Here is a 24,940-nt window from a genome sequence, read left to right as displayed (position 1 = left end):
GGAGCGCCCTTGACGAGCCGGCGCGAACCGAAAGGACAATGGGCGGCCGGGACGCCCCCGAGCACCCTCCGACCCCGGTCCACCGTGACCCCGTCACTCCCGGCACCGCCCAGCCCCTCAGGCCTGTTTCAGGGTGCGCTGCCGGCCGCGCCTCTGCCCCGCAGCCGCGCGCCGCCGAGCGGGCTCCCCCTCCGGCCCCCCGGCCAACGGACCGCCGCCGACCCGGCACACCCCACCCCACCCACCCCACCGCCCAACCTCCCACCCCGGAGCCCCCATGCACCCCACCCCCACCCCCACGCACACCCCCAACCCCCCAGCCCCCATACCCCCCCGCCCCGCCACCCCCCGCGACGTTCCCGAGCTCATCCGGCTGCGGGCCGTCGCGCTCGCTGCGCTCGGCGTCGAGCCCGGGGGTGACGATGCCGCCTGGCGGGACGTTGCCCGGGGGTGGTTCCTCGAGCGGATCGAAGAGCGCTCCGACGTGCACTGCCTCGTCGTCGGTGGGGAACCGGGAGAGCCCCTCGTCGCCAGCGGGATGGCCTGGGTGACGTACCACCTGCCCCGCCCCCAGTACACCGACGGACGGCGCGGCTACCTCGACGGCATCGTCACCGACGATGCCGCCCGCGGGCAGGGCCACGCCCGGCGGATCGTCGACGGGCTCGTCGCGTGGCTGAACGACAACGGGATCCACTACATCCAGCTGCACGCCAGCTCCGCCGGCGAGCCCGTCTACAAGGCGGCGGGCTTCGTCCCCGGCCACTTCCCCGGCATGGACCTGTTCACGACCCCGGCCGGCTGATCACCACCAGCCAGCTACCGCTGCACCTCCAACCGCCCGACCCTCCCCTTCTCCCCCGCCGCCCAGCAGCCCCCGTCGGCCGCGCAGTCGACCGTGTCGAACGAGCCCGGCTCCAGCCCCCGCCAGCTGCGTCCCCCGTCGGTGGTGACATCGGTCCCGGTGGGCCCCACCGCGAGGGCCACGGCCAGGGCGCCGGTGTGCGGGAGCCAGGCCGCCCCCGAGCGGTAGGCGGGCGGCGGGGTGGCGGCCGGGCTCCAGCTGCGGCCGGCGTCGGCCGAGACGGCGGCGGCCTGCGGGGAGGGCTGGCCGGTGCGGTAGTCGCCGCCGACCGCGAGGCCCGCCGTACGGTCGCGGAAGGCGAGGGCGAAGACTCCCCGGGCGGGGTCGCCCGCCGGGATGCCGGACTCGGTGGCCTGCCAGGTGCGGCCGCGGTCCGCCGAGTGCAGGATCCGGGCGACCGGGCCGCCGCCGGTGGCCAGCCACGCGTCGCGCGGCCCGGAGCTCACCAGGCACTGGCCGCTCGCCGCGAAGCCCGCCTCGCCGGGCAGCGCCTCGGGCATGCCCGTGCCCGGCAGCACCTGCCAGCTGCGGCCGCCGTCGTCGGTCGACAGGATGCGGAACCTGCTGTCCACGGGGTCGCTCACCGCCAGTCCGTGGCGGGAGTCGAAGAAGGTCAGGCAGTCGTAGAAGGCCCGGGGATCGGGATTGCGGTACGCCTCAGTCCAGGTCCTGCCGCCGTCCTCGGTGCGCAGCACCCGCGAGGCCTCGCCCTCCCCGATGGAGAGGGCGACCGCGCGCCGCGCGTCGAACGCCTCGATGTCGCGCAGTTCCAGGCCGTCCGCGGCCGCGCCCGGCGGGGAGACGTCCTGCCAGCTGCGGCCGCCGTCCACGGTGCGCAGCACCGTGCCCTTGGACCCGGCCACCCAGGCCGTGCTGCGGCTGACCGCGGCGAGCCCGCGGAAGCGGGCGTCCTTGCCGGTCGCCTTGAGGGCCCAGCCCACGCCCCGTAATCCCCGCCCGGCACCGCCGTCGTCCCCCTGCGCCGGGGCCGCCAGCAGACCCACCGCCAAGGCTGCCGCGAACACGCCAACTCCCAGAAGTCTCATGGCGCCGGAAGCTAATGCACCCCGGATTCGCCGTCCAGGGTGCGTCCCGGCCGCCGCGTTCCTACCGTGGCCCCATGCCGCCTACACAGCCCAAGGCCTACCGGGGCAAGCAGATCACCGTCACGTACGACACGAGCCGCTGCCTGCACGCCGCCGAGTGCGTACGCGGCCTGCCCGAGGTGTTCGACTCGGGGCAGCGCCCCTGGGTGCAACCGGACGGAGCCGATCCGGAGCGGGTCGCGGAGGTGGTCCGGCGCTGCCCGTCGGGCGCGCTCCAGTACCGGCCGGCCGAGGGGTCGACCGACGGGTCGGCCGAGCCGCCGGACCGGCCGACCACGGTCGTGCGGTCTCCCGCCGGCCAGCTCGTCGTCCGCGGCGAGCTGCGGGTGACGACCGCGGACGGGACGGTCCGCAGCGAGACGAGGGCCGTCCTTTGCGCCTGTGGAGTGAGCGGGAATCAGCCGTTCTGCGATCACTCGGGAGCCTGCGGCGCGGACTGAGGAGCCTTCGGCCGCACCCCCCTCCATAGTCACTCTGTGCGATCAAACGGACGCGTTCCAGCCAATCGGTGACGCAACTCACGTCATCGGTCGTGCACGGATTTGCCGATTGCGGCGTCTATCCGGTTGCCGGGTTTCACCCCACGCCCGGCTGCAGATCCGCCGCAAGGGAGCGAGCCTTGATCACTGTTATCGAGCAGGCCGTGCAGGCACGTCTGGTAGCCACCGCACCGAAGGTGGAGACCGCACCCGTCACTCTCTGTTACGACCGCGCGGATCCGTTCGCCGTGCGCATGGCCTTCCCCGCTCCCGCCACCCTGGAGGGCGTCGAGGTCTCGTGGACCTTCGCCCGCGAGCTGCTGGAATCGGGCCTCGACCGCCCTACCGGCCACGGTGACGTGCGGGTGCGGCCGTACGACGCGGACCGGACCACGATCGAGTTCCACGCGCCCGAGGGGGTGGCGATCGTCCTGATGGCGACGGCCGAGCTGCACCGGTTCCTGGAGCGGGCCGCGGGGGTCGTCCCCCCGGGCCTGGAGCACCTGTACCTCGACATGGACCACAGCCTGGCCGAGCTGATGCGCGATCCCCACTGACGGCACGGCATTAATCGCTTGCGGGCGGCTCCGGCCGCCCGTAGCTTCGTCGGCGCCCCATCCCCGCCGAAACGGAGCAGGACATTGCTCTTCTGAGGTCCGAGACACCGACCGACGCAGGCCGCAACCGAAGGCCCCACCGCGCCCACCGGGTCGATCGTGCAGCGCGAACACCACGCCGCTCACGCCCCCGTGCCCACGCGCCCCCACTCTCTGGCGTCGTCCTCGGCTGTCTCCCCCTGTTGCACGCACACTCACGCAACGTGGAGGCCTCCATGAGTAACGTTTCCTCTTTCATCACCTGCACCGCCCTCTCCTTCGACTGGCCCGACGGCACCCCCGTCTTCGACGGGTTCCACTGGGCCGTGGGCCCCGGACGTACGGGCCTGATCGGACTCAACGGCAGCGGCAAGTCCACCCTCCTCAAGCTCATCACCGGGGAACTCCAGCCCTCGGACGGCCAGTTGGCCGTGGCGGGCACCCTGGGGTACCTGCCGCAGAACGTCACCCTCGACACCGCCCTGCGGGTGGACGAGGCACTCGGCATCCGCGCCACCCGCGCCGCCCTGCACGCCATCGAGGCGGGCGAGGCGACCGAGGAGAACTTCGCCGCCGTCGGAGACGACTGGGACGTCGAGGAGCGGGCCCTGGCCACCCTCGAACAGGTCGGCCTCGGCCGGATCGGGCGGGCCGGACTGGACCGAACCGTCGGGGAACTCTCCGGCGGTGAGGGCGTCCTGCTGCGGCTGGCGGCCCTGCTGCTGGCCCGCCCCGACGTCCTGCTGCTGGACGAGCCGACGAACAACCTGGACCTGCGGGCCCGGCGCCGCCTGTACGCGGCGGTCGAGTCCTGGTCCGGGGTGATGCTGCTGGTCAGCCACGACCGGGAGCTGCTGGAACGGGTCGACCAGATCGCCGACCTGCACGACGGCGAAGTCCGCTGGTACGGCGGCAACTTCAGCGCCTACGAGGAGCAGCTCGCCGCGGAGCAGGAGGCGGCCGAGCGGCTCGTCCGGGTCGCGGAGGCCGACGTACAGCGCCAGAAGCGGGAGTTGGCGGACGCCCACATGAAGCTGGCGCGGCGCAAGCGGTACGGCCAGAAGATGTACGACTCCAAGCGCGAACCGAAGATCGTCATGAACTCCCGCAAGCGGGCGGCGCAGGAGTCCGCCGGCAAGCACCGCATCCTGCACACCGAGAAGCTGGCGCAGGCGAAGGAGCGCCTGGACCACGCGGTGGAGGCGGTACGGGACGACGACGAGATCCGGATCGAGCTGCCGGCGACCCAGGTCCCGCCGGGGCGCCGGGTGCTCACCCTGAGCGGTGTGACGACGGCCCACGGGGCCGGGGTGCCGGGCGAGTGGGAGGTGCGCGGGCCGGAGCGGATCGCCCTGGTGGGCCGCAACGGGTCGGGCAAGACGACCCTGCTGCGCACGATCGCGGGGCTGCTCGAGCCGCAGTCCGGCGAGGTGGCCCGGCACGTGCCGGCGCGGTTCCTGCCGCAGCGGCTCGACGTGCTCGACGAGGAGCTGTCGGTGGTGGAGAACGTGGCCCGGTTCGCCCCGCACGCCTCGAACAACCTGATCCGGGCGCGCCTCGCGCACTTCCTGTTCCGGGGTGCCCGGGCGGACCGGCCGGCCGGCACGCTGTCGGGCGGGGAGCGGTTCCGGGCGGCGCTGGCGGCGCTGCTGCTGGCGGAGCCGGCTCCGCAGCTGCTGATGCTGGACGAGCCGACCAACAACCTGGACCTGGCGAGCGTGCGGCAGCTCTCGGGGGCGCTGGACGCGTACGAGGGTGCGCTGCTGGTGGCGAGCCACGACGTGCCGTTCCTGGAGTCGCTCGGGATCACGCGCTGGCTGCTGCTCGACGGGGAGGTCCGCCCGACCACGGCCGAGGAGGTACGGGAGACCCTCTGGCTCGCCGAATGAGGCTCGCCCGGGACCCGCAGGTGCGTGTCCGCCTAGTGGGCCGGGGGCGGGAGTAACGCCCAGGCCTTGGTGCCCCCCACCGGGGTCAGGACGGGGGTGAGTCCCCAGTCCCCGCCGCAGGCCTCGACGGCGGCGGCCAGCAGCCACATCCGGCGGCAGCGCCGAGCCCGGCACTCCTCGCTCGCCTCGGGCGAGGAGTGCGCGGGGTGCTGGTCGTAGAGGACGACGCGCAGGGCGCCGAACTGCCAGCGGATGCCGAGCATGACCTCTTTGCCGGGGGTGAACCGGTCGGCGCAGGTGACCAGTTCGGAGGCCGCCAGCTCGGCGGTGTCGCTCAGGTCGGCGAGGCCGTGCCGGGTCAGCAGCGGCCGCAGGGCAGCGCGGGCCCGGCCGGCGCCGCAGGCTCCGCCGGGCAGCGCCATGGAGTAGTTCAGCTTCTGGGCTTCGTACGGAACCCGCCGAGTCTCGTGGTCCGGCCGCAGGCCACGGAGAGTCCCCGTCATCGTGCTGCTCCAGTTCTGGGTGCGCAGGGGTCGGAAGCGGCGCGTGGGGGAGGCCGGTCGTCTGCGGTTCGCCGCGTGTGAGACGTGCGCTACCGACCGTAGCGCAGGCAGGGGCACACTGCTGCCGCTTGTGCGACGACATGATGATTTCTCATGTCATTCCCGGATCCGGCTCTGCCGTTCTGCGACGTCAAGGCGGGCGGCGGCGGACCACCTCCCGGCGTGACTTTCCCCCCGGCATCTGCCGCGGGCACGCCCACCAACTGCACAGATAACCGGACGTAACCAGGCATATGAACGGCAGGGGCTTGGCGGGCCCTCACGGTCCGCTTAACCTACGGGGTCGTAGGCTACGGCACCGTAAGTAATTCGCTTTGTCCCCAGGAGCACCCGTGACGATCACCTCTCCCCACCTCGGCAGCTCTCGGGCGTGGACCGACGCCAAGCTGCTGTACGCGCTGGAAGAGGTGGTCGAGAAGGAGCTCAACCGCCACCTGAAGGTCACGAAGGACTGGATGCCCCACGAGTACGTCCCGTGGAGCGACGGCCGGAACTTCCCGGGCTTCTTCGAGGACGGCGAGGCCTGGGACCCGCAGCAGTCCAAGGTCACCGACATCGGCAAGATCGCCCTGGTGGTGAACCTGCTGACCGAGGACAACCTGCCCAGCTACCACCACGAGATCGCGACGCTGTTCGGCCGCAACGGCGCCTGGGGCACCTGGGTGCACCGCTGGACCGCCGAGGAGGGCCGCCACGGCATCGTGATGCGCGACTACCTGCTGGCCTCGCGCGCCGTGGACCCGGACAAGCTCGAGGCGTTCCGCATGCAGCACATGTCGGAGGGCTTCGAGTCCGACAACCGGCACTCCATGCTGCACTCGGTGGCGTACGTGGCCTTCCAGGAGCTGGCGACCCGCATCTCGCACCGCAACACCGGCCACCAGTCCGGCGACCCGGTCTGCGACCGCATGCTGGCCCGCATCGCGCAGGACGAGAACCTGCACATGATCTTCTACCGCAACCTGCTGGGCGCGGCCTTCGAGCTCGCCCCCGACCTGACGATGCAGGCGGTGCGCGATGTCGTCGTGAACTTCCGGATGCCGGGGCACGGCATGCCCGGCTTCGAGCGGATGGCCGCGCAGATGGCCATCGGCGGGGTCTACAACCTGCGCATCCACCACGACGACGTGCTGAGCCCGGTGATCCGCTTCCTGAAGATCATGAGCATCGACGGCCTCGGCCCGGAGGGGCAGCAGGCGCAGGACGAGCTGGGCCTGTTCATGGACGGGCTGGACACCGAGGCCCGCAAGTTCGACGAGCGCCTGGCCGCCCGCGCGGCCCGCCTGGCGGCCCGCAAGGGCTGACCGGCCCTCGTCCCCCTGCACCCGTCTCCGCCCGGGTCCGGCTCCGGCTCCCGGCCCGGGCTCCCGGCCCGGGCCCGGTATGCCCGCGACGCTCAGCCGCGCGGGCGCAGGGCCTGGCGCTCGGCCTCGGACAGCCCGCCCCACACCCCGAACCGCTCGTCGTTGGCGAGGGCGTACTCCAGGCAGCCGACGCGCCCCTCGCACGCCCCGCACAGCCGCTTCGCGTCCCGCAGGGACGAGCCCGGCTCCGGGAAGAAGAAGCCCGGGCCCGTCTGGGCGCAGAGGGCGAGCTCGTACCAGGCGGTGCCCGCCGTGGCGGCGGTGGTGGCGGTTGCGGTGGTGTTCATCGACATGCCGGTGATCCTGGCCGCCCGTGATGGACGTCTTCTCAACGACTGATCAACACGCGTTCACGGCCCTGTTGCGGGGGCGCTGGCTATGACGGCGAACCTCGCCCCGTAGGGGTCCGCCAGCTTCGCGAAGCGGCCGACGCCCTCCATGAAGACCGGGGTCAGCCGGACCTTGCCGCCTGTCTCCTCGGCCTTGGCCGCCGTGGCGTCGCAGTCGACGACCTCGAAGTACGGGGTCCAGTAGGGGCGTTCCGCGTCCTCGACCGGGTCCGCCGCGATCGGGACCAGGCCGCCGAAGGCCTCCTCGTCCGGCGCGCCGGCGGGCTTGACCATCGTGTACGAGCCGCCCTCGAACGGCATCTCGTTTATCTCCCAGTCGAAGACGGAGCGGTAGAACTCCGCCGCCGCGGCCACATCGCCCGTGTACAGCTCGGTCCAGCACATCGAGCCGACCTCGGTCACCGCGTCCAGGCCCTTGTTCCGCCGGGGCTGCCAGGTCGCGAACGCCACGCCCGCCGGGTCGGTGAAGATCGCCATCCTCCCGAGGTCCGTGACGTCCATCGGCTCGAACACCACGGCGCCGCCGGCCTTGGCCACGGCAGCCGCGGTGGCGTCCGCGTCGGGACTCTGGAAGTACACCGTCCAGGCCGAGGGTCCCTGTTCGGCCGGGACGGCCATACCACCCGCGACCGTCTTGTCGCCCAGGTGGAACACCCCGTACCCGCCGACCTCCTCGCCGCCCGGCCGGTAGTCCCAGCCGAACAGCCCGGTGTAGAAGGCGGCCGCGCCGTCCGTGTCGGGTGTGCCCAGGTCCACCCAGTTCGGAGCGCCGCTTTTGTAGTCCGTCGTGAGCATGGCCCGTACTCCTTCCGTCCTCCCTTCCGAGCATGGCATCCGCCACTGACAGCGGCCCGCTCCACAGGGTGTACGACCGTGCGTTCGGTAACATGGAGCCATGGCTGACGGACGCGTGGAGCGCGGCAACCAGACCCGGCGGACGGTGCTGGCGCGGACGATGGACCTCGCCTCGACCGAAGGCCTCGAAGGGCTGTCCCTCGGCCGGATCGCCGCCGACCTGGGGCTGAGCAAGAGTGGCGTGTTCGCCCTCTTCGGCTCCAAGGAGGAGCTCCAGATCGCCACCGTCCGCGCCGCCGCGGCCGTGTTCTCCCGGCAGGTCGTGGCCCCCGTGCACGAGGAGCCGGCCGGCCTGGCGAAGGTGTGGCGGCTGTGCGAGCGGTGGATGGACTATTCCGGGGACCGGGTCTTCCCCGGCGGGTGCTTCTTCTACTCGGCCGCCGCGGAGTTCGACTCGCGCCCCGGCCCCGTACGCGACGAGATCGCCCGGGCCCGCGCCGACTGGGCGCACTACCTGGAGCAGCAGCTGCGCGAGGCCGGCCTGGCCGGCGCTTTCCGCGAGGACGCCGAGCCGGTGGACGTGCCGCAGCTGACGTTCGAGGTCATCGCGCTGATCGAGCTGGCCAACTCGGACTCCCTGCTGCACGACGACCCGACGTGCTACGAGCGGGCCGGCCGGGGCATCCTCGGCCGACTGCGCGCGGTGGCGGCCGCTCCGGGCGAGCTGCCCGAGCGGCCGCCGGCCGTCAGCGTCCCGGCCTGACCCCGGTCGCCCCGCTTTCCGCCCCCTTCGCGGTCTTCGGGGTGCGCACCCGCATCGAGCAGCCGGCGAGCGCCGCGGCCAGCGAGGCGAGTGCCGCCATCAGGAAGACGTCGCGCCAGTTGTCCCCCTTCCCGGTCAGCACGGCGGCCGTGCCCGCGATGCCGAGCGCGCCGCCCAGCTGCCGGGCCGTCATCAGGAGCCCGGTGCCGGCGGCGAACCGCTCGGGCGGCAGCGCGGCGGAGGCCGCCGTGGAGAGCGCGGTCAGCACCAGGCCGATGCCGAGGCCGCCCAGCAGACCGGCCGGCAGGAAGACCTGTGCGTACGCGGTGGACTCGTCGAGTCACCCCCACAGCAGTCCGGCGCCGGCGGCAAACAGCAGTGAGCCGGCGGTGACGGCCGCCCACTGCAGGCGGGCGGGCACGCGGCGGCCGACGGCGAGCGCACCTCCCATGGCGAGGACGGCGCCGGGCGTGATCCCGAAACCGGCCTCCAGGGCCGAGTAGTTCCAGCGGGCGATCAGGTACGAGGGCCCGATCAGCAGCCACGCGTACATCGCGGCGCCGAACAGCAGCGCCCCGAGGTTGGCCCGGGCGAAGACCGGGTCGCGCCACAGGTCGCGGTCGACGGCCGGGGCGGGGTGGCGGCGCGAGCGGTGCAGGGCGAGGGCGGCGAGCAGGGCGCCGCCGAAGCCGAGCCCGAGCACGGCGGGGTCGGTCCAGCCCCAGTCGCGCCCCTGGGACAGCCCGGCCACGAGGCCGCCGATCCCGAGGGTGAGCGCGGCGGTGCCCACGGGGTCGGGCAGGCGGCGCACCGCGGGCGCCCGGCGCGGCACGGCCCGGGCGGCGGCCCACCACACACCCAGCCCGAGCGGCACGTTGATCAGGAAGATGGCCCGCCAGTCCCACACCTCGACGAGCAGGCCGCCGAGGCTGGGCCCGACGGCGGCGGCGAGCCCGCCCGCCGCGCCCCAGGCCCCGAGGGCGGCGGCCCGCCGCGCGGGCGGGGTGTGCGCCAGGACGAGGCCGAGTGCGGCCGGGATCATGCCGGCGGCGGCAGCACCCTGGAGGGCGCGGGCCAGGATCAGCAGGCCGGAGGTCGGGGCCAGGCTCGCCGCGAGCGAGGTGACGGTGAAGGCGAGGACCGAGCCGAGGAAGAGGACGTGCCGGCCGAGCGTGTCGGCGAGGCGGCCGGCGGCGGCGAGCAGCGCTGCGAACACGACGGTGTAGGCGCTGACCACCCAGGTCAGGCGGGCCAGCGACACCTCAGGGAAGGCGCGCCGCAGGTCGGGGAAGGCGACGTTGACGACGGTGGCGTCGAGGAAGGCGAGGAAGGTGACGGCGCAGGCGAGCAGCAGGATCCGCCGCCCGGTGGCCGCGTCCTGGGCGTCCCGCGCGTCCTGCGCGACCCCGGCGGAGTCGGAAGCGGCCCCGGACCGGGTGGCGCTCATCGGACCACCGCCGAAAGGGCCACGGCCGACGACTCGGCCGACCCCTGCGCGGCGGCCTGCGCGGCGGCCTGTGGGGCGTCCTGCTCGGGGGTTTGCTCCCCCAGGAAGGCGACGGCTGCGGCGATGACGCCGGGGTCGGCGAGGATGCGCCGGTGGCCCAGTCCGGTCGTCTCGATCAGCCGGGCCCGGTCCCCGTAGGCGGCCGCGATGCCGCGGGACTGCTCGGGGGCGGCGACATCGTCGTCCGCGTCGTGGACGAGGAGGATCCGCGCCGGGATCTCCTCGGGCCGCAGGCGGGCGTCGAAGCGGTCCCGGATACCGGGCTCGCCGGCGAAGAGCCGGTGCTCGACGTGGTCGCGCAGGGCGCGTTCGACGGCGGGCCGCAGACGCATGGTGTGGCGGAACTGCGTGAGCAGGTACTCGAAGTCGGCGACGCCGCCGATGGCCACGATCCGCTCCGCCGGAATGCCCTCGCGCAGGGTGAAGAAGGTGGAGAGCACGCCGAAGGAGTGGGCGACGACGGCGGAGAAGCCGCCGTGCTCGGCGTGCAGCCGGCGGATGATGGCCCGCTGACGGCGCAGGTTGGTGGCCCGGCCGCCGGATGCGCCGTGCCCCGGAGCGTCGAACGCGACGACGCTGTGGCCCGCGGCCCGCAGCGCCGTGACGAAGCCGGCGAGGCGCGAGGTGCGCGAGGTCCAGCCGTGGACCAGCAGGACGGGTCTGCCGCCCTCCCCCCAGCGGTACGTGGTGACGGGTATGCCCTCGACGGTCAGCCGGCCGGTGGTGGCCCCGGCCATCACGCCGGCCTCGTCGGGACGGACCGCGGGGCGGCCCAGCGGCCGGACGAACAGCGCGAACGCCGCCCGTCCGACAAGGCCCGGCGCGAGCCGGGCGGTGGCGTTGAGGGTCGTGCTCAGGAGTGAAGCCATGGGGTGCATGCCCGTTCTCCGCATCTCCTCGAAGGGCGGCCGGACGGCACCGGCCCCGAACGCCCGAGATGCTAGCACGATCGTTCGTGTTGTTTTTGGCTGAAGCACTGACCCTGGTCGACTTGACGCGCTGCGCAAGAGATCCTCAACGGGAACCGAAGCGAGGAGGCAGGTTGATCACGGAGCACCAGCAGCGCCTACGCGATCGCTACCTCGCCGCCCCCGTCATGTCGGCCCCGGCGCCCTGGCTGCCGGTCCTGGACCGCGGGACCCCCATCGGGGGCCTGCTCGGTATCGGCTTCGCAGTGCATCCTGACACCGGACACGACCTCGTCATGGTCGTGTCCTGCGACGGACACGGACTCTTCGATGCAGTCACCGGCGAGAAGATCGCACGCGACCGGGATCCCGACCCCGCCACGAGCACCCCCGACGCCCACCCAGACCTCGCCTGCCCTGGACTCGGCCCCGTCACAGGCACCGAGATCCGCATCGCCGGCCTCTTCGGCGGCGGCCTGCACAGCACCACCCCGGACGGCTGGACAGTGGATGTCGTCAGCCCTGACTGGCCCCACGACCGCGTCCTCCTCTCCACCGACGGCGGAGCACACAGCGGACCGGCGGGCGGCACCTGGTGGCACGTCTTCCACTCCGAGTACTCGGAACTGCGCGCTGCCGGTTTCTCCCCGTCCGGTCGCACCCTGGCCGTCGCCACCAGCAGTGACCTCACCCTCTGGACCCGCCCGGAGCACCCCGTCGAGGTCTGAGCGCGCTCACTCCCCGGCGTCGCCTTCCTCGGCCTGCCCGGCCTGCTCGCCCTGCTCGGCCCGCCCGGCCTGCTCGCCCTGCTCGGCCCGCCCGGTCTGCTTGGCGCGGCTCGGCTGGACGCGCTTCGGCTCGCCCGGCATCTTCGGGTAGTCCGGCGGGTACGGCATGTCCCCCAGACCGTGGTCGCGCTCCTGCTGCTCGGCGAGTTCCAGGGCGGCGTCCAGGCCGAAGGCGTGCTCGTCCATGTCCACGTGCAGGTCGCCGAGCTCGGCGTACCGCGCGGGCATGGTGGTGATGTCGAAGTCGCGCGGCTCCGCGGAGTCGAGCTCGTCCCAGCGCAGGGGCGCGGAGACCGGCGCCTGCGGCCGCGGGCGTACGGAGTAGGCGGAGGCGATCGTGCGGTCGCGGGCGGTCTGGTTGTAGTCGACGAAGATCCGCTCGCCGCGCTCCTCCTTCCACCACTTCGTGGTGACCTTGCCCGGCATCCGGGCCTCCAGCTCCCGGCCGATCGCGATCGCGCACCGCCGGACCTCGGTGAAGGTCCAGCGCGGCTCGATCGGCACGAAGACGTGCAGGCCTCGCCCGCCCGAGGTCTTCGGCCAGCCGCGCAGGCCCAGCTCCTCGAGCACGTCGCGCAGTTCGTGGGCGGCGACGACCGCGTGGCGGTAGTCGGTGCCCGGCTGCGGGTCGAGGTCGATGCGCAGCTCGTCCGGCCGGTCGGTGTCGGTGCGCCGCACGGGCCACGGGTGGAAGGTGAGGCAGCCCAGGTTGGCGGCCCACAGCACGGCGGCCGGCTCGGTCGGGCAGATCTCGTCGGCCGTGCGCCCGCTGGGGAAGGCGATGTGGGCGGTCGGGATCCAGTCGGGCAGGGACTTCGGGGCGCGCTTCTGGAAGAAGGACTCGCCCTCCACTCCGTCGGGGTAGCGCTCCAGGGTCGTGGGGCGGTTGCGCAGGGCGCGCGTGATGCCGTCGGCGACCGCCAGGTAGTACTGCGCCACGTCCAGCTTCGTGAGGCCCCGCTGCGGGAAGTACACCTTGTCCGGGTTGGACAGCCGTACCGTTCGCCCGCCCGCGTCCAGCTCGATCGCATTCCCGGATGCACCCATGTGCGCCACGGTAGGCGGGCCCGGCCCGGCTCGCATACCGGGCGGAGCCGGGCATACCGCCGCAGAATCGATGGCATGGATCTGCCCGTGATGCCACCCGTGAAGCCGATGCTCGCCAAGTCGGTGTCGAAGATCCCGCCGGGCATGCAGTACGAGGCCAAATGGGACGGCTTCCGCGCCATCGTCCACCGCGACGGCGGCGAGGTGGAGATCGGCAGCCGCACCGGCAAGACCCTGACCCGGTACTTCCCCGAGCTGGTGGCCGCGCTGAAGGACAACCTGCCGGCCCGCTGCGTCGTCGACGGCGAGATCGTGGTAGTCAACGGCGGGCGGCTGGACTTCGACCAGCTCACCGAACGGATCCACCCGGCCGGTTCGCGCGTGAAACTGCTGGCCGAGACGACCCCCGCCAGCTTCGTCGCCTTCGACCTGCTCGCCCTCGGCGACGAGGCGCTCCTCAACACCCCGCTCGCCGACCGCCGCACCGCCCTCACCCGTGCCCTGTCCACCGCTCGGCCCCCCGTCCACCTCGCGCCCGCGACCACCGACCCCGCCGTTGCGCAGGAGTGGTTCGACCAGTTCGAGGGCGCCGGGCTCGACGGGGTGATCGCCAAACCCCTCGATCTGCCCTACCGGCCCGATGCCCGCGTCATGTTCAAGATCAAGCACGAGCGTACGGCCGACGTCGTCGTCGCGGGTTTCCGTTTCCACAAGAGCGGTCCGATTGTCGGATCGCTGCTCCTGGGCCTGTACGACGCCCGCGGCGCGCTCCAGCACGTCGGCGTCTGCGCCGCCTTCCCCATGCGGCGCCGGGCCGAACTCGTGGAGGAACTCGAACCGCTGCGCATGGCGGACGCCGCGGGCCACCCCTGGGCCGCCTGGGCCGAGGAAGCGGCCCATGAGAGCGCCCGCCTGCCCGGCGCGCAGAGCCGCTGGACCGGCAAGAAGGACCTCTCCTGGGTGCCGCTGCGCCCCGAACGCGTCTGCGAGGTCGCCTACGACCACATGGAGGGCGACCGCTTCCGCCACACCGCGCAGTTCCGCCGCTGGCGGCCCGACCGGGTGCCCGAGAGTTGTACGTACGCCCAGCTGGAGGAGGTCGTCGGCTACGACCTGGCCGAGGTGCTCGGGACGCCCGCCTGAAGCCGCTCAGCCCGCGGTCAGCTTCTCCCACTGCGCCCGGTCGGGCCCCACCGCGTTCGGCACGTAGTCGGGCCGCGCCTCCAGCCACCGCGCCACCCGGGCCCGTATCGCCGGATCCGCGTAGGCACGCTCCGGCGGCTCGGCCAGATGCCGCACCCGCGCCCTGGCCCGCATCACCTCGGGGTCCTCCAGCGCGCAGTCGAACAGCGCGGCCACCTCCCGCGCGGTCCCGCTCCGCGCGACCCGCGTCGCGAACCGCTCCCCGATGGCACCGTCCGCGACCACCTGGAAGTCGAACCACGGCTTCAGGGTGCGCACGGCCCAGGCGTGGTGGTCGGCCGCGAAACGCACCGAGCCCGGTTCACGGTGCACCGTACGGGCCACCCGGAGCGCGGCCCACAGGGCGAGCGAGGTGCCCTGCCCCAGCGTGGGATTGGTGTGGGTGATCGCATCGCCGACGGGCACGAGCCCGGCCACCACCGGTCCGCGCTCGTCGACCGGGGCGCTCCACCGGTTGTCCAGGCCGGCCGTCGCGAGGACCCCGGACAGCGGCTCGGCGCCCAGGTCCAGCCAGGCGGCGCCGGGCGGGAAGGCGCGGGCGGCCCTCTCGAAGACCTCGGGATCGCGCAGCGCCGCACGGGTGCCGTCGCGGGTGTGGACGAACAGCATCACGGCGAACACCCGGTTGTCGGCGGGGAAGACGGCGCACCCGGCGAAGGCCCCGCCGGTCACCGTCCACGGCCGGCGCGGCCCCTCCTCCATTCCGTCGGGCAGCCGGTACCAGCGGCAGAAGTACGCCAGCCCCGTGCGGTGCCGTTCGACGACCGGCGGCCGGCAGCCCGCCGCGGCCAGCCACCGCTCGACGCCGCCGCGCCGCCCGCCCGCGTCCACGACGAGGTCGCCCGGGTAGGAGCCGTGCTGCGTGGCCACCCCGGTGACGCGGACCGGATCCGACCCCGGATCGGTCAGCAGCCCCGTCACCGGCTCCCCGTGGCGCAGGACGGCTCCCGGCTCGCCGCGCAGCGCCGTGGCCAGCGCGCTCTCCAGCACGATGCGGCGGGCCAGGAGCATCACGAGGCTCTCGTCGCCCGGCTGGGCGGGCGGCCGTACGTCGAACCAGTCGAGCTCGTGGCGTTCGCGGGCGCCGAGCCGGAGCATCTCCGCGTACACGTCGGGCAGTTCGTCCCGCAGGAGGGTGCGGGCCGCGCCGAGGAGGGCGTGCGGCTGGGTCGCCTGCGGGACGCCCGGCCGGTGCCAGCCGAAGAAGTCGCGGTCGAGGGCCGTACCCGGGGCGCGCGTGTCGCGCTCGAACAGCTCGACGGTGTGCCCGTGCCGCGCCGTGAGCAGCGCGGTCGCGAGCCCGCCCACTCCCCCGCCGATGACCAGCACGTGTGCCATGTGCGCGCCCCCTGATCCCCGTGATCCCCCGGAACCCGGAATCCGGCCCCGGTCCCGGTCCCGGCCCCGCCCCGTACCCGGTAAGCCCGCCGGACCGCTCAGAGCCTGCGCGGCGAGACCCCGGCCGAAACCCGCACACCCGTCCGAGCGCGGTCCGAGTGCCTTACGGCCGCCCGCCCCGACCGCCCCACGCGCGGTAGGCCTCCAGCGCCCGCCGCGCCCCCTCCTCGACGAGCCCGGCGTTGATCGCCACCGCGGCACGGGCGCCCGCCGCGGCCGCGGCGGGCAGCTGGTCCGTCGGGCTCGTCACGTTCCCCGCGGCCCACACCCCCGGCAGGGCAGTCGCCCCGGTGGCCGGATCCGACTCCAGGCACGTGCCGACCGCCACGCCGTCGCGCGCGACGGCCACCACGGGCAGCCCCAGGCTCGCTGCCACCCCGGCGCGCGCGGTGAACCGCGGCGCCACCACCAGCGCCCGGCACTCCACGGCCCCGCCGCCCGCGAGCCGCACCACGCACGGCCCGCCGTCCCCGCCGCCGGCCGCCAGGCCGGTCACCTCGCCCTCCACCACCGCCACGCCCAGGGCCGCGAGCAGCTCCCGGTCCCCCTCGGTGAGCCGCCACGTGTGGGTCAGCAGCGTCACCCGGTCGCTCCAGTTCCGCCACAGCTGCGCCTGGTACACGGCGAGCGGACCGGTGGCCAGCACGGCGAGCGGCTGGTCCCGGACCTCCCAGCCGTGGCAGTACGGGCAGTTCAGCACGGAGCGCCCCCAGTGCTCCCGCAGCCCCGGCACCTCGGGCAGTTCGTCCACGACCCCGGTGGCGAGCAGCAGCCGGCGGGCCCGCACCGCCGAGCCGTCCGCGCACCGCACCAGGAAGGCGCCGTCGGCCGTGCGGTCGGCGGCGAGGGCCGTGCCGGCCGCGCCGGAGCGGATCCGGCCGCCGTACGCCGCCACTTCCGCCCGCCCGGTGGCGAGCAGCTCCGCCGGCGCGGCCCCGTCGCGGCCCAGGTAGCCGTGCAGGTGCGTGGCGGGGGCGTTGCGCGGGCTGCCGGAGTCGAGCACGAGGACCGAACGGCGGGCGCGGGCCAGGGTCAGGGCCCCGGCGAGTCCGGCGGCCCCGCCGCCCACGACCACCACGTCGAAGGGGCGTTCCGAGGTGTCGTTCATCGCGTCGCTCATACCGTCGTCCTTACCATCGTCCGTACGGGTGAGGGTCGGCCCGCGGGCCGCCGGGCCCCGAACGCCGTTGCCGAACCGGCAAAATGGCCCGTGTCCGCGCCGGCCCCGCCGGCCGACCGCGACGAGGGAAGAGGAACTCCCGCATGACCCCCATGCCGCCTGCACCGTCCGAGCGCCCCGAGCGGGCCGTCCCGCAGCCCCATGCCGTCGTCGGCGTCGGGCTCGTCGTCTCCGATGCCGAGGGACGGGTGCTCCTCGGCCAGGCGCACGACGGCCGCTGGGAGCTGCCCGGCGGCAAGGTCGATCCCGGGGAGGGCTTCGAGCAGGCCGCGGCCCGGGAGCTCGGCGAGGAAACGGATCTGCGGGTGGCCCCGGCGGACGTCCGGATCCTCGGCGTCCAGATCGACGCGAAGTCCGGGCTGACCCGGCTGACGGCGGCCGCGGTGACCACCTCGGCCGAGGGCACGCCCAAGGTCACCGAACCGCACAAGATCCTCCGCTGGCAGTGGTTCGCACCGGCCGACATCCCGTCCGACCTGTACGCGCCGTCGGCCGCGGTGCTGCGCACGTGGCGCCCGGAGCTCACGCCGACCCTGCCGCCCGTGCCCTCGTACGACTATCTGACGGCGCCCGAAGGCCCGGCGACCGGCAGCAAGGAGTAACCGGCAGAGAGCCGCCGTCCCGGCCACATCCCCGGCCGCGCCCGCGTCCCGGCTACACCCCGGCCGTGGCCCTGGGCGCGAACGTGCCCTCGCGCAGGTCCTCCGCCAGGAGCCGCTTGGCGATCGCGTCGGCCGCCGCGCGCAGTTCGGCGCCGCCCGGACGGCCGCGGTCCTTCTCCAGCTCGTCGCCCAGCCAGCGGGCCCACGCTGCCGAGATGACGGCGGCCTCCCGCTCCCCTGCCGGGGTCAGCGCCAGGAAGTTGCCGTCGCGGGTCAGATAGCCCTCGTCGACCATGCGCTCGAAGACGGGCAGCAGGACCTCGGGGGGCAGGTGTCGGCGGGAGGCGACGAGTCCGAGGCTCGCGTAGCCGATCGTGCGGGTCGCCAGCTCGACCTGCATCACGGCCCACGCCCCGGCGATGTCCAGCCGGGTGTCCGAGCCGTGCACGAGCTGCCGGGCCGTTTCGGCCCCCATGTTCCGGACGAGTTTGCCGACGGCCAGCTCCAGCAGCTTGGCCGAGTCTCCGGAGGCGGTGACCGGGGAGCCGAACCCGTCGCCCATGTCCGTGGATCCGGCGCGGGCGGTGTCGCGCAGGGTGACCTGCTTGAGGAAGAGCGCGACGACGAACCCGGTGAGGGCGACCGGCACCGTCCACAGGAACACGGTGTGCAGGGCGTCCGCGTAGGCGTCGATGATGTACGGGGCCTGGTCCGGCGGGAGTGCGTGGACCCCCTTGGGGCTCTGCGCGGCGGCCCCGAGCCGAGCGGGGTCGGCTCCCGTGGCGCGGGCCGCCTCCCGGACGGCCTGGTCCAGCCGCGGGCCGAGGCTGTTGGCGTAGATGGTGCCGAAGACCGCCGTGCCGAACGAGCTGCCGAGCGTACGGAAGAAGGTGACGCCGGAGGTGGCGGTGCCGAGGTCGGCGTATTCGACGGTGTTCTGCACGGCAATCGTCAGCACCTGCATGCTCAGGCCGATGCCCATGCCGAGCACGAACATGTAGAGGGATTCCAGCCAGGCATTGGTGCCCGGCTGCATGCGGGACATCAGGTAGAGCCCGACGGCCATGACGAGGTTGCCGACGATCGGGAAGATCCGGTAGCGGCCGGTCCTGCCGGTGACGCTGCCGCTGAAGATCGAGCAGAGCAGCAGGCCGAAGACCAGGGGCAGGGTGCGGACGCCGGACCAGGTGGCCGAGTCGCCGTCCACGTACTGCAGGTACGTCGGCAGGAACGTCATGGCGCCGAGCATGGCGAAGCCGACGATGAAGCTGAGCACCGAGCAGACCGTGAAGACGGGGTTGGCGAACAGCCGCATCGGCAGCATCGGTTCGGCCGCGCGCCTCTCGGCCACGCAGAACAGGGCGAGGGCCGCGGCGCCGCCCGCGAACAGGGCGATGATGGTCGGCGAGCTCCACGCGTACTCGTTGCCACCCCAGCTGGTGGCCAGGACCACCGCGCCGGAGCCGACGGCGACGAGGGCGATCCCCAGGTAGTCGATTCGGGGCCGGCCCTCGGCCCTTACCACGGGGATGGTGCGGGCGGCGGCCACCACCACGAGGATCGCGATGGGCACGTTGACGTAGAAGGCCCAGCGCCAGCTCAGCTGGTCGGTGAAGATCCCGCCGAGGAGGGGGCCGATGACGGTAGCGACGCCGAAGACGGCGCCGATCGCGCCCTGGTACTTGCCGCGTTCGCGCAGTGGCACGACGTCGGCGATCAGTGCCATGGCGGTGACCATCAGGCCGCCGGCGCCCACGCCCTGCACCCCGCGCCAGACGATGAGCAGCGTCATGTTCCCGGCCAGGCCGCACAGGAACGAACCGGAGATGAAGACGATCGCCGAGATCTGGAAGACGAGTTTGCGGCCGAAGAGGTCGCCGAACTTGCCCACCAGGGCGGTGGAGATGGTCTCGGCGAGCAGATAGGACGTGACGACCCAGGACATGTGGTCGCCGCCGCCGAGGTCCGCCACAATCGTGGGCAGAGCGGTGCCCACGATCGTCTGGTCGAGCGCCGCGAGCAGCACGCCCAGCATGATCGTCCCGAAGATGACATTGCGCCGCCGCAGGTCCAGCTGGGGCAGCGCCGCGGCGGCCGCGGGAGCAGTGGTCACATCACGCACTCTCACAGGGCCGCCGCCGCGGCGCATGCGGCGCTGGGCCGTCCGGGCGAGGCCGGGCGGGGATCAGCGCAGGTAGGCCAGGCGCGGGTGCTCCGCGGCGTACGCATCCAGCAGGCGCCGGGCCACCGCGACGGAGTCGACCAGCGGGTGCAGCGCGAAGGCCTTCACGGCATCGGCGCGCGAGCCGCTCGCCGCGGCCGCGAGGACCTCGCGCTCGGCCGCCTTGACGGAGGTCACCAGGCCGGCCGCGTGCAGGGGCAGCGGGTCGACCGCCACCGGGTGGGCGCCGTTGGCGTCGACGAGGCTGGGCACCTCGATGACCGCCTCGGCGTCGAGCACGGACAGCGTGGAGCGGTTGCGGACGTTCAGGATGAGCGTGGTGCGCTCGTCGCGGGCGATGGCCCGCATCAGGGCGAGGGCGACCTTCTCGTAGCCGCCGGACTCCAGGTCGCTGTCGTCCCGCTCGCCAGCGCCGGCCGCCTCGCGGTTCTCGGCCATGTACGTGGCCTCGCGCTCGGCCCGGGTCCGGTCCCAGGCGGCCAGGGCCGCGCCGGCGGGCAGTCCGGCGCGGCCGGCCTCGGCGTAGAAGCCGCGCTGCTGGTCGCGCAGGAACGCCCCGCGGGTCTGCTCGGCCTCCGTATAGGCCCGTACGGTGTCACGGTTGAAGTAGTAGTAGTGCAGGTACTCGTTCGGGATCGCGCCGAGCGAGCGCAGCCAGTCGGCGCCGAAGAGCCGGCCCTCCTCGAAGGACTCCAGCATCGTGGTGTCGGCCAGCAGGTGGGGCAGCCGGTCGCGGCCGCCGATGTGCAGACCCCGCAGCCAGCCCAGGTGGTTGAGGCCGACGTAGTCGATCCACGCGTCCTGCGGGCGGGCGCCCAGCAGCCGGGCGACGCGGCGGCCGAGGCCGACCGGGGAGTCGCAGATGCCGATCACCCGGTCGCCGAGCACCTCCGCCATGGCCTCGGTGACCAGGCCGGCGGGGTTGGTGAAGTTGATGACCCACGCCTCGGGGGCCGCCCGGGCCACGGCGCGGGCGATCTCCCGCGCCACGGGCACGGTCCGCAGGCCGTACGCGATCCCGCCCGCGCCCACCGTCTCCTGGCCCAGCACTCCCTCGGCCAGAGCGACCCGCTCGTCGGCGGCGCGCCCTTCGAGGCCGCCGACGCGGACGGCGGAGAAGACGAAGTCGGCGCCGCGCAGGGCCTCGTCGAGATCGGGGGTGACGTCCACGGCCGGGGCGGGCACGGCCGCTGCGTCCGTGTTCGGCTTCCGTTCGGCTGCCGCCGCCTGGTCCGCGAGGACCCGGGCCATGGCCGTGAGCCGGGCGCGGTCCTCGTCGTACAGCGTCACGTGGGACACCCGGCCCTCGGCCCGGTCGCCGAGCAGCGCCCCGTACACGAGCGGTACCCGGAATCCGCCCCCGCCGAGGATGGTCAGCCGCACGCTCCTACCGCCCTTCGTCCGTGCCGGGCCGGTGCCACGGCCGGTGCCACGATCCGTGCCACGATCCGTGCCATCCGGTGTTCCGGCACACGAGTGAGGGCTCCAGTGTCCCCTGCCGGGCCGCAGGGGTGCTCAGTCCTCCAGCGCCGGCACGGCGCGCAGCCGGGGGCCCTGGTGGCGCGGGGCGCCCGCGCCGCCGACCGGTCCTGCCGCGGCGCCCTGCGGCGCCGACAGGATCATGGTGATCCGGGTGAGCCCCATCGCGTCGAGCATACGGCTCGATTCGGCCACCAGGCGGCAGCGGACGAGCCCCGTCGCCGGGTCCCAGTGGCGCACCGTGCGCACCGCGCCGTCACGCTCGGCGGCCTCGGCCCCGTGCGTGGCGAGCCAGTGCGGCACCCCGTAGCGGTAGGCCGCCTCCATGAAGGGGTCGCGGGCCACCTCCTGGCGGATGCTGGTCAGCGCCTCGTCGTCCGGGGCGGCCTCCAGCGCGGCCGCGAACTGGGCCAGCAGCGGAACGCACCAGGCCGGCTCGTGGTCCTCCAGCACGGCCGCCGCGTCCGGGTGGAACAGCACGAAGCGCAGGAAGTTGTCGTCGGGAAGGGCCGTCGGGTGCGGGCGCACCGACTGGAAGAGCTTGTCGAACGCCGAGTTGGTGAGCGCCACGTCCCAGCGGTGGTCGACGAGGAAGCTGGGGTGGGGCACGGCCTCCATGAGGGCGGCGTAGTCGCACAGGTAGTCGCGCTGGGCCGGGTCCTCGGGCAGCCGGTTCTCCTCGGCCGCCCGCCAGGTCGGCGGGGGGTCCCGGTCGACCATGACGCGGAACAGCCAGAAGCACTGACGCTCGCTCATCTCCAGGGCCTCGGCCAGGGCGAGCAGCTTGCGGTCGGTCCACTCCTTGACCAGACCGCGTTCCCAGTTCCCGTACGCACGCACACTGATGCGCAGGCGCGCGGCGAGGTCCTCCTGGCTCAGGCCCAGCTCCTCGCGGCGCTGGCGCAAAATCTCCTTGCGCCGCTCCGACCGCACTGCGCCGCGTGCGGACTCCTCGCCCGCCAGGCACTCCTCACCGGCTCGGGCGAGGCCATCGGACGGGCCCACCGCTGCGAGATGTAGCACCGAGAGCTCCCCCTCCTCACGGTCTGGATCTTCAATTTCCTCTGGCGATCCTGCTACCGACTTCATTCGAGTGTCAACTATCGTGGCAATTCCAGCCTCTTGACAGCTCATTCCCGCCACAGCTGTGGCAAGTTCTGGCCCTGCGGCGGCGGAACGGCTAGATTCCAAAAGCCGACCATGTGCCCGTACCGACTCGCCGCGATCTAGGAGAACCACTGGTGACAGACGGCTTCCCGGCTCCCGTCGCGGTGGCCAACCCGTCCCTGGCAGCCACCGTCACGCGCGTCGCAGAACTCGCGGGCAAAATGGGCCGCGACCTGAACAAGGTCTTCGACCTGCGCCGCCTCTCCGAGGCCTCCGGTGTGCCCGCCGACGTGGTCAAGAGCCTGCTGGACGGCCGGCCGGCCGGCGAACCCTGTCTGCAGGCCCGCTTCCTCCAGCGCCTCGACCTGCTCCGGCGCACCAGGCTGAAACCCAACGGCCGCCGCTACACCCAGCAGGAGATCGCCGACGGCGCGGGCATGTCCCGCCAGCAGGCCGGCGCCCTGATCAACGGCGACCGCCGGCCCACCATGGAGCACTGCGACGCGATCCAGCGCTTCTTCGGCGTCCATGCGGGCTTCCTCACCGCCCACGACTCCGACGCTCTCACCGACGCCCTCCTGCGCACCGAGCAGCAGCTCCTCCAGGACTACGCGATCCGCTCGCGCGAAACCGCACCCGCCCCGGCGGCTTCGATCGGCGACCCGCTGGCAAGACTCCTGCAGAACCACGGCGTCCGGGGCATCGCCTGGCGCGCCGCCCAACTGCCCAGTGACAAGCACCGCGACAAGGTGACCGAATGGCTGGACATGCTCCTCGAAAGCGTCAAACCGAACGAATCCTGACCCAGTCGAGAGTCTGGGTCTGATCCTTGAGTCCTGATCCGGATCCGCGCCGACGGGGAGAACGGTGAGCATAGGCAGAGAGCAGCGCCGGTTGTGCGGCGAACTGGTGGCCGGCCTCCGGCTGCCCGCGCCAGTGGAACCCGCGGACCTCTACGCCGCCCTCTGCGAGGGCATGAGCAAACACCGCGGCCGCCGGGTGGACTTCCGGATGGCCTCCTTCCCGCCCGGGACGGCCAGCGGCCTGTGGCTCGACATGGCTGACCGCGATCTCGTGGTCATCGAGGAACGCACCGCACCGGACCACCAACTCGTCATCCTGGGCCACGAACTGTGGCACATGAAGGCCGGCCACTGCAGCCACCACGTCGACGGAGCCGCCGTCGCCGCCCGACTGCTGTCCGACGAGGCCGACATCGGCGAAACCGTCCGCCGCGTCGCCGCGCGCACCCGTGCGGACGTCCAGGAGGAAACCGAGGCCGAAACCTTCGGCCTGCTGCTCGGCAGCCGCTGCCGCACCTGGCTCGCGGGCTCCGCGAGCCACCGGGCACCCGCACAGCGCGACCAGCTGGCAGGCCGCATCGAGGCCTCGCTCGGATACCGGGGGCACAGGAACGACCGTTGAACGGCCAGGACTACTACATACCGGCAGCCGCGCTGGGCGTCGCACTCGCCTTCAAGCTGCCGGCCCTGCGCAACAACTGGCGCGACCCGCTGCTGCGCTCGGTCTGCTCGCTGTTGATCCTGGCCGGATCGGTCTTCACCTTCGCCGCGCCCCCCACCATCGCGGCGGTCAACCGCTGGACCGGCGTCAGCAACTTCTCCGCCCCCCTCGTCTACTGCCTCATCACCCTGTTCAGCGCCGCCTGCCTGGTGCTGATAGTGAACTGGCGCGGCGGCCCGCCCGAGCAGACCCGGCGCATCTCGCGCCGCTGGATCGTCGGCTACGGCGGGATCGCGGCCGTCCTCGTCGTGCTGTTCGTCCTGGGTGCGGCCCCGGTCGAGCGGCTGCGCGACTTCGACACGTACTACGCCAGCACGCCCTACATCCAGGTGATGATCGGCCTCTACCTGACGGCCCACCTGGTCGCCGCCGTCGTCATGGTGGCGATGTGCTGGCGCTGGTCCCTCCAGGTACGCGGCTGGCTGCGGACCGGCCTGATGATCATCGTCATCGGCTACGTCTTCAACCTCAGCTACGACGCCACCAAGATCTCCGCGGTGGTCGCCCGCTGGATGGGCCACGACCTCGACGACCTGAGCACATACGTGGCCCCGCCGCTCGCCTCGGTCGGCGCCCTGATCAGCGCCATCGGCTTCGTCCTGCCCCTGGTGTGCCAGCGGCTGTCCGACACCTGGCAGACGTGGACCACGTACCGGCGCCTCGGCCCCCTGTGGACCGAGGTGCAGCCGTGCGCCCCGAGCGGCACGCCGTGCGTGAGGATGCCGTGGTGGTCGCCGCCCGAGCTGCGGATGATCCAGCGGGAGTCGGACATCCACGACGCGTTCCTGCAGCTGGGCCCGTACTTCGACGAACGCCACCGGGACCGCGCGTACGAACTGGCCCGCGCGAGCGGCTCGGACGAGGAGACGGCCCGCGCGGTGGCCGAGGCGGTCATGCTCACGGCCGCGGTCCGCGCCCGCACGGCAGACCCCGACGGCGCGGTCATCGTCTCGAGCGACGAGAACCCGACCGACACCCCGGAGGGCCCGCGAGACCTCCTCCGCATCTCCCACGCCCTGCGCACGTCCCCCCTGGTGGAAGCCCTCCGGCAGACGGCAAGGCTGTCGGGGCGGGCGGGAGGGTGAGGGGTGGGGGGGTGGGGTGGGGAGCGTCCCCCGGGACGGGGCCGGATGGTCGGACGGGGGCTGAGGGGCGGGGTCACGGTGGGGCGGGGTCGGGGAGTGTCCGGGGGCGTCCCGGCCGCCCATTGTCCTTTCGGTTCGCGCCGGCTCGTCAAGGGCGCTC

The 24,940-nt window shown here is 73.4% G+C and carries 25 protein-coding genes; 12 read left to right on the top strand and 13 right to left on the bottom strand.

Annotated elements, in window-relative coordinates; genetic code table 11:
* Positions 1-277 precede the first annotated feature (277 nt).
* Positions 278-805 (top strand): GNAT family N-acetyltransferase, encoded by a 528-nt coding sequence (locus AB0F11_RS33065; RefSeq protein ID WP_362181838.1) that lies wholly within the window; start codon positions 278-280, stop codon positions 803-805.
* Positions 806-819: 14 nt separating this feature from the next.
* On the opposite strand, the gene AB0F11_RS33060 is transcribed toward AB0F11_RS33065, so the two are convergent.
* Complete coding sequence (locus AB0F11_RS33060) at positions 820-1,902, bottom strand: oxidoreductase (protein ID WP_362181847.1); 1,083 nt, start codon at positions 1,900-1,902, stop codon at positions 820-822.
* 83 nt (positions 1,903-1,985) lie between these two features.
* On the opposite strand from AB0F11_RS33060, the gene AB0F11_RS33055 reads away from it, so the two are divergent.
* The 3 genes from AB0F11_RS33055 (at position 1,986) to AB0F11_RS33045 (ending at position 4,935) form a co-directional block, all read left to right on the top strand.
* Entirely contained in the window at positions 1,986-2,411 is a 426-nt protein-coding gene (locus AB0F11_RS33055; protein WP_362181835.1) for a (4Fe-4S)-binding protein, read from the top strand.
* Positions 2,412-2,590: 179 nt separating this feature from the next.
* Entirely contained in the window at positions 2,591-3,007 is a 417-nt protein-coding gene (locus tag AB0F11_RS33050) for an SsgA family sporulation/cell division regulator (protein ID WP_362181832.1), read from the top strand.
* Positions 3,008-3,282: 275 nt separating this feature from the next.
* Entirely contained in the window at positions 3,283-4,935 is a 1,653-nt protein-coding gene (locus AB0F11_RS33045; protein WP_362181830.1) for an ABC-F family ATP-binding cassette domain-containing protein, read from the top strand.
* A 32-nt stretch (positions 4,936-4,967) separates the two neighbouring features.
* Here AB0F11_RS33045 and AB0F11_RS33040 read toward each other — a convergent pair whose 3' ends face one another.
* Positions 4,968-5,438 carry an ATP-binding protein gene (locus tag AB0F11_RS33040; RefSeq protein ID WP_362181827.1) on the bottom strand — a complete coding sequence of 157 codons (471 nt, stop codon included), beginning with the start codon at positions 5,436-5,438 and terminating at the stop codon, positions 4,968-4,970.
* A gap of 392 nt (positions 5,439-5,830) precedes the next feature.
* On the opposite strand from AB0F11_RS33040, the gene AB0F11_RS33035 reads away from it, so the two are divergent.
* The gene (locus AB0F11_RS33035) at positions 5,831-6,802 is read left to right on the top strand and encodes an acyl-ACP desaturase (RefSeq protein WP_362181824.1); all 972 of its coding nucleotides are present in this window, start codon (positions 5,831-5,833) and stop codon (positions 6,800-6,802) included.
* A 92-nt stretch (positions 6,803-6,894) separates the two neighbouring features.
* Here AB0F11_RS33035 and AB0F11_RS33030 read toward each other — a convergent pair whose 3' ends face one another.
* Both AB0F11_RS33030 and AB0F11_RS33025 read right to left on the bottom strand, forming a co-directional pair.
* Positions 6,895-7,149 (bottom strand): WhiB family transcriptional regulator, encoded by a 255-nt coding sequence (locus AB0F11_RS33030; RefSeq protein ID WP_362181844.1) that lies wholly within the window; start codon positions 7,147-7,149, stop codon positions 6,895-6,897.
* 63 nt (positions 7,150-7,212) lie between these two features.
* On the bottom strand, positions 7,213-8,007 hold the full coding sequence (locus tag AB0F11_RS33025) for a VOC family protein (RefSeq protein WP_362181821.1): 795 nt from the start codon (positions 8,005-8,007) through the stop codon (positions 7,213-7,215).
* Between the two features lie 100 nt (positions 8,008-8,107).
* On the opposite strand from AB0F11_RS33025, the gene AB0F11_RS33020 reads away from it, so the two are divergent.
* A complete protein-coding gene (locus AB0F11_RS33020; RefSeq protein WP_362181818.1) occupies positions 8,108-8,770 on the top strand; it encodes a TetR/AcrR family transcriptional regulator in 663 nt (220 codons plus the stop codon).
* Here the strand turns inward: AB0F11_RS33020 and AB0F11_RS33015 are convergent.
* From AB0F11_RS33015 to AB0F11_RS33005, 3 genes are read right to left on the bottom strand one after another with little or no spacing between them, the layout of a single operon-like run.
* Positions 8,754-9,077 (bottom strand): MFS transporter, encoded by a 324-nt coding sequence (locus AB0F11_RS33015; RefSeq protein ID WP_362181841.1) that lies wholly within the window; start codon positions 9,075-9,077, stop codon positions 8,754-8,756. The two genes, AB0F11_RS33020 and AB0F11_RS33015, sit on opposite strands and share 17 nt — an antisense overlap.
* A 33-nt stretch (positions 9,078-9,110) precedes the next feature.
* Positions 9,111-10,217, bottom strand: a complete 1,107-nt coding sequence (locus AB0F11_RS33010) for an MFS transporter (protein WP_362181816.1) — start codon at positions 10,215-10,217, stop codon at positions 9,111-9,113.
* A complete protein-coding gene (locus AB0F11_RS33005) occupies positions 10,214-11,146 on the bottom strand; it encodes an alpha/beta hydrolase (RefSeq protein WP_362181813.1) in 933 nt (310 codons plus the stop codon). Before AB0F11_RS33005 ends, AB0F11_RS33010 begins: the two co-directional genes overlap by 4 nt.
* A gap of 173 nt (positions 11,147-11,319) precedes the next feature.
* Here AB0F11_RS33005 and AB0F11_RS33000 point away from each other — a divergent pair, with 173 nt between their 5' ends.
* The gene (locus AB0F11_RS33000) at positions 11,320-11,913 is read left to right on the top strand and encodes a hypothetical protein (RefSeq protein ID WP_362181810.1); all 594 of its coding nucleotides are present in this window, start codon (positions 11,320-11,322) and stop codon (positions 11,911-11,913) included.
* A 6-nt stretch (positions 11,914-11,919) separates the two neighbouring features.
* Here the strand turns inward: AB0F11_RS33000 and ligD are convergent, their stop codons facing one another.
* On the bottom strand, positions 11,920-13,020 hold the full coding sequence (gene ligD / locus AB0F11_RS32995) for a non-homologous end-joining DNA ligase (protein WP_362181807.1): 1,101 nt from the start codon (positions 13,018-13,020) through the stop codon (positions 11,920-11,922).
* 75 nt (positions 13,021-13,095) lie between these two features.
* Here ligD and AB0F11_RS32990 point away from each other — a divergent pair, with 75 nt between their 5' ends.
* Positions 13,096-14,163 (top strand): ATP-dependent DNA ligase, encoded by a 1,068-nt coding sequence (locus tag AB0F11_RS32990; RefSeq protein WP_362181804.1) that lies wholly within the window; start codon positions 13,096-13,098, stop codon positions 14,161-14,163.
* 6 nt (positions 14,164-14,169) lie between these two features.
* Here AB0F11_RS32990 and AB0F11_RS32985 read toward each other — a convergent pair whose 3' ends face one another.
* Entirely contained in the window at positions 14,170-15,561 is a 1,392-nt protein-coding gene (locus AB0F11_RS32985; RefSeq protein ID WP_362181801.1) for an FAD-dependent oxidoreductase, read from the bottom strand.
* Between the two features lie 163 nt (positions 15,562-15,724).
* Positions 15,725-16,741, bottom strand: coding sequence for an FAD-dependent oxidoreductase (locus AB0F11_RS32980; RefSeq protein ID WP_362181798.1), 1,017 nt, complete (start codon positions 16,739-16,741; stop codon positions 15,725-15,727).
* Positions 16,742-16,884: 143 nt separating this feature from the next.
* On the opposite strand from AB0F11_RS32980, the gene AB0F11_RS32975 reads away from it, so the two are divergent.
* Complete coding sequence (locus AB0F11_RS32975) at positions 16,885-17,403, top strand: NUDIX domain-containing protein (protein WP_362181795.1); 519 nt, start codon at positions 16,885-16,887, stop codon at positions 17,401-17,403.
* Between the two features lie 52 nt (positions 17,404-17,455).
* Here the strand turns inward: AB0F11_RS32975 and AB0F11_RS32970 are convergent, their stop codons facing one another.
* From AB0F11_RS32970 to AB0F11_RS32960, 3 genes are all read right to left on the bottom strand, one after another.
* Positions 17,456-19,552, bottom strand: coding sequence for an MDR family MFS transporter (locus AB0F11_RS32970; protein WP_362181792.1), 2,097 nt, complete (start codon positions 19,550-19,552; stop codon positions 17,456-17,458).
* A 36-nt stretch (positions 19,553-19,588) separates the two neighbouring features.
* Positions 19,589-20,968 (bottom strand): 6-phospho-beta-glucosidase, encoded by a 1,380-nt coding sequence (locus tag AB0F11_RS32965; RefSeq protein ID WP_362181789.1) that lies wholly within the window; start codon positions 20,966-20,968, stop codon positions 19,589-19,591.
* Between the two features lie 132 nt (positions 20,969-21,100).
* Positions 21,101-22,087, bottom strand: coding sequence for a helix-turn-helix domain-containing protein (locus tag AB0F11_RS32960; RefSeq protein WP_362181787.1), 987 nt, complete (start codon positions 22,085-22,087; stop codon positions 21,101-21,103).
* Positions 22,088-22,305: 218 nt separating this feature from the next.
* Between AB0F11_RS32960 and AB0F11_RS32955 the strand changes: the two genes are divergently transcribed.
* The 3 genes from AB0F11_RS32955 (at position 22,306) to AB0F11_RS32945 (ending at position 24,780) form a co-directional block, all read left to right on the top strand.
* The gene (locus tag AB0F11_RS32955; RefSeq protein WP_362181784.1) at positions 22,306-22,974 is read left to right on the top strand and encodes a helix-turn-helix domain-containing protein; all 669 of its coding nucleotides are present in this window, start codon (positions 22,306-22,308) and stop codon (positions 22,972-22,974) included.
* 64 nt (positions 22,975-23,038) lie between these two features.
* Positions 23,039-23,596, top strand: coding sequence for a toxin-antitoxin system, toxin component (locus tag AB0F11_RS32950; RefSeq protein ID WP_361910413.1), 558 nt, complete (start codon positions 23,039-23,041; stop codon positions 23,594-23,596).
* Positions 23,593-24,780: an MAB_1171c family putative transporter gene (locus AB0F11_RS32945; protein WP_362181781.1), complete on the top strand. Its 1,188-nt coding sequence runs from the start codon at positions 23,593-23,595 to the stop codon at positions 24,778-24,780. The genes AB0F11_RS32950 and AB0F11_RS32945 overlap by 4 nt, the downstream gene beginning before the upstream one ends.
* The last annotated feature ends 160 nt before the right edge of the window (positions 24,781-24,940 follow it).

This window comes from Streptomyces sp. NPDC032472 (assembly GCF_040636955.1).
Taxonomy (GTDB): Bacteria; Actinomycetota; Actinomycetes; order Streptomycetales; family Streptomycetaceae; genus Streptomyces.
Note: the sequence above shows the minus strand (reverse complement) of the source record. Positions and strands in the feature narration are given on the sequence as shown.

Coding starts and splice junctions, on each gene's coding strand:
- AB0F11_RS33065 (WP_362181838.1), top strand. CDS start 278: ATGCACCCCACCCCCACCCCCACGCACACCCCCAACCCCCCAGCCCCC.
- AB0F11_RS33055 (WP_362181835.1), top strand. CDS start 1,986: ATGCCGCCTACACAGCCCAAGGCCTACCGGGGCAAGCAGATCACCGTC.
- AB0F11_RS33045 (WP_362181830.1), top strand. CDS start 3,283: ATGAGTAACGTTTCCTCTTTCATCACCTGCACCGCCCTCTCCTTCGAC.
- AB0F11_RS33040 (WP_362181827.1), bottom strand. CDS start 5,438: ATGACGGGGACTCTCCGTGGCCTGCGGCCGGACCACGAGACTCGGCGG.
- AB0F11_RS33030 (WP_362181844.1), bottom strand. CDS start 7,149: ATGAACACCACCGCAACCGCCACCACCGCCGCCACGGCGGGCACCGCC.
- AB0F11_RS33025 (WP_362181821.1), bottom strand. CDS start 8,007: ATGCTCACGACGGACTACAAAAGCGGCGCTCCGAACTGGGTGGACCTG.
- AB0F11_RS33020 (WP_362181818.1), top strand. CDS start 8,108: ATGGCTGACGGACGCGTGGAGCGCGGCAACCAGACCCGGCGGACGGTG.
- AB0F11_RS33010 (WP_362181816.1), bottom strand. CDS start 10,217: ATGAGCGCCACCCGGTCCGGGGCCGCTTCCGACTCCGCCGGGGTCGCG.
- AB0F11_RS33005 (WP_362181813.1), bottom strand. CDS start 11,146: ATGGCTTCACTCCTGAGCACGACCCTCAACGCCACCGCCCGGCTCGCG.
- ligD (WP_362181807.1), bottom strand. CDS start 13,020: ATGGGTGCATCCGGGAATGCGATCGAGCTGGACGCGGGCGGGCGAACG.
- AB0F11_RS32990 (WP_362181804.1), top strand. CDS start 13,096: ATGGATCTGCCCGTGATGCCACCCGTGAAGCCGATGCTCGCCAAGTCG.
- AB0F11_RS32985 (WP_362181801.1), bottom strand. CDS start 15,561: ATGGCACACGTGCTGGTCATCGGCGGGGGAGTGGGCGGGCTCGCGACC.
- AB0F11_RS32980 (WP_362181798.1), bottom strand. CDS start 16,741: ATGAGCGACGCGATGAACGACACCTCGGAACGCCCCTTCGACGTGGTG.
- AB0F11_RS32975 (WP_362181795.1), top strand. CDS start 16,885: ATGACCCCCATGCCGCCTGCACCGTCCGAGCGCCCCGAGCGGGCCGTC.
- AB0F11_RS32970 (WP_362181792.1), bottom strand. CDS start 19,552: ATGCGCCGCGGCGGCGGCCCTGTGAGAGTGCGTGATGTGACCACTGCT.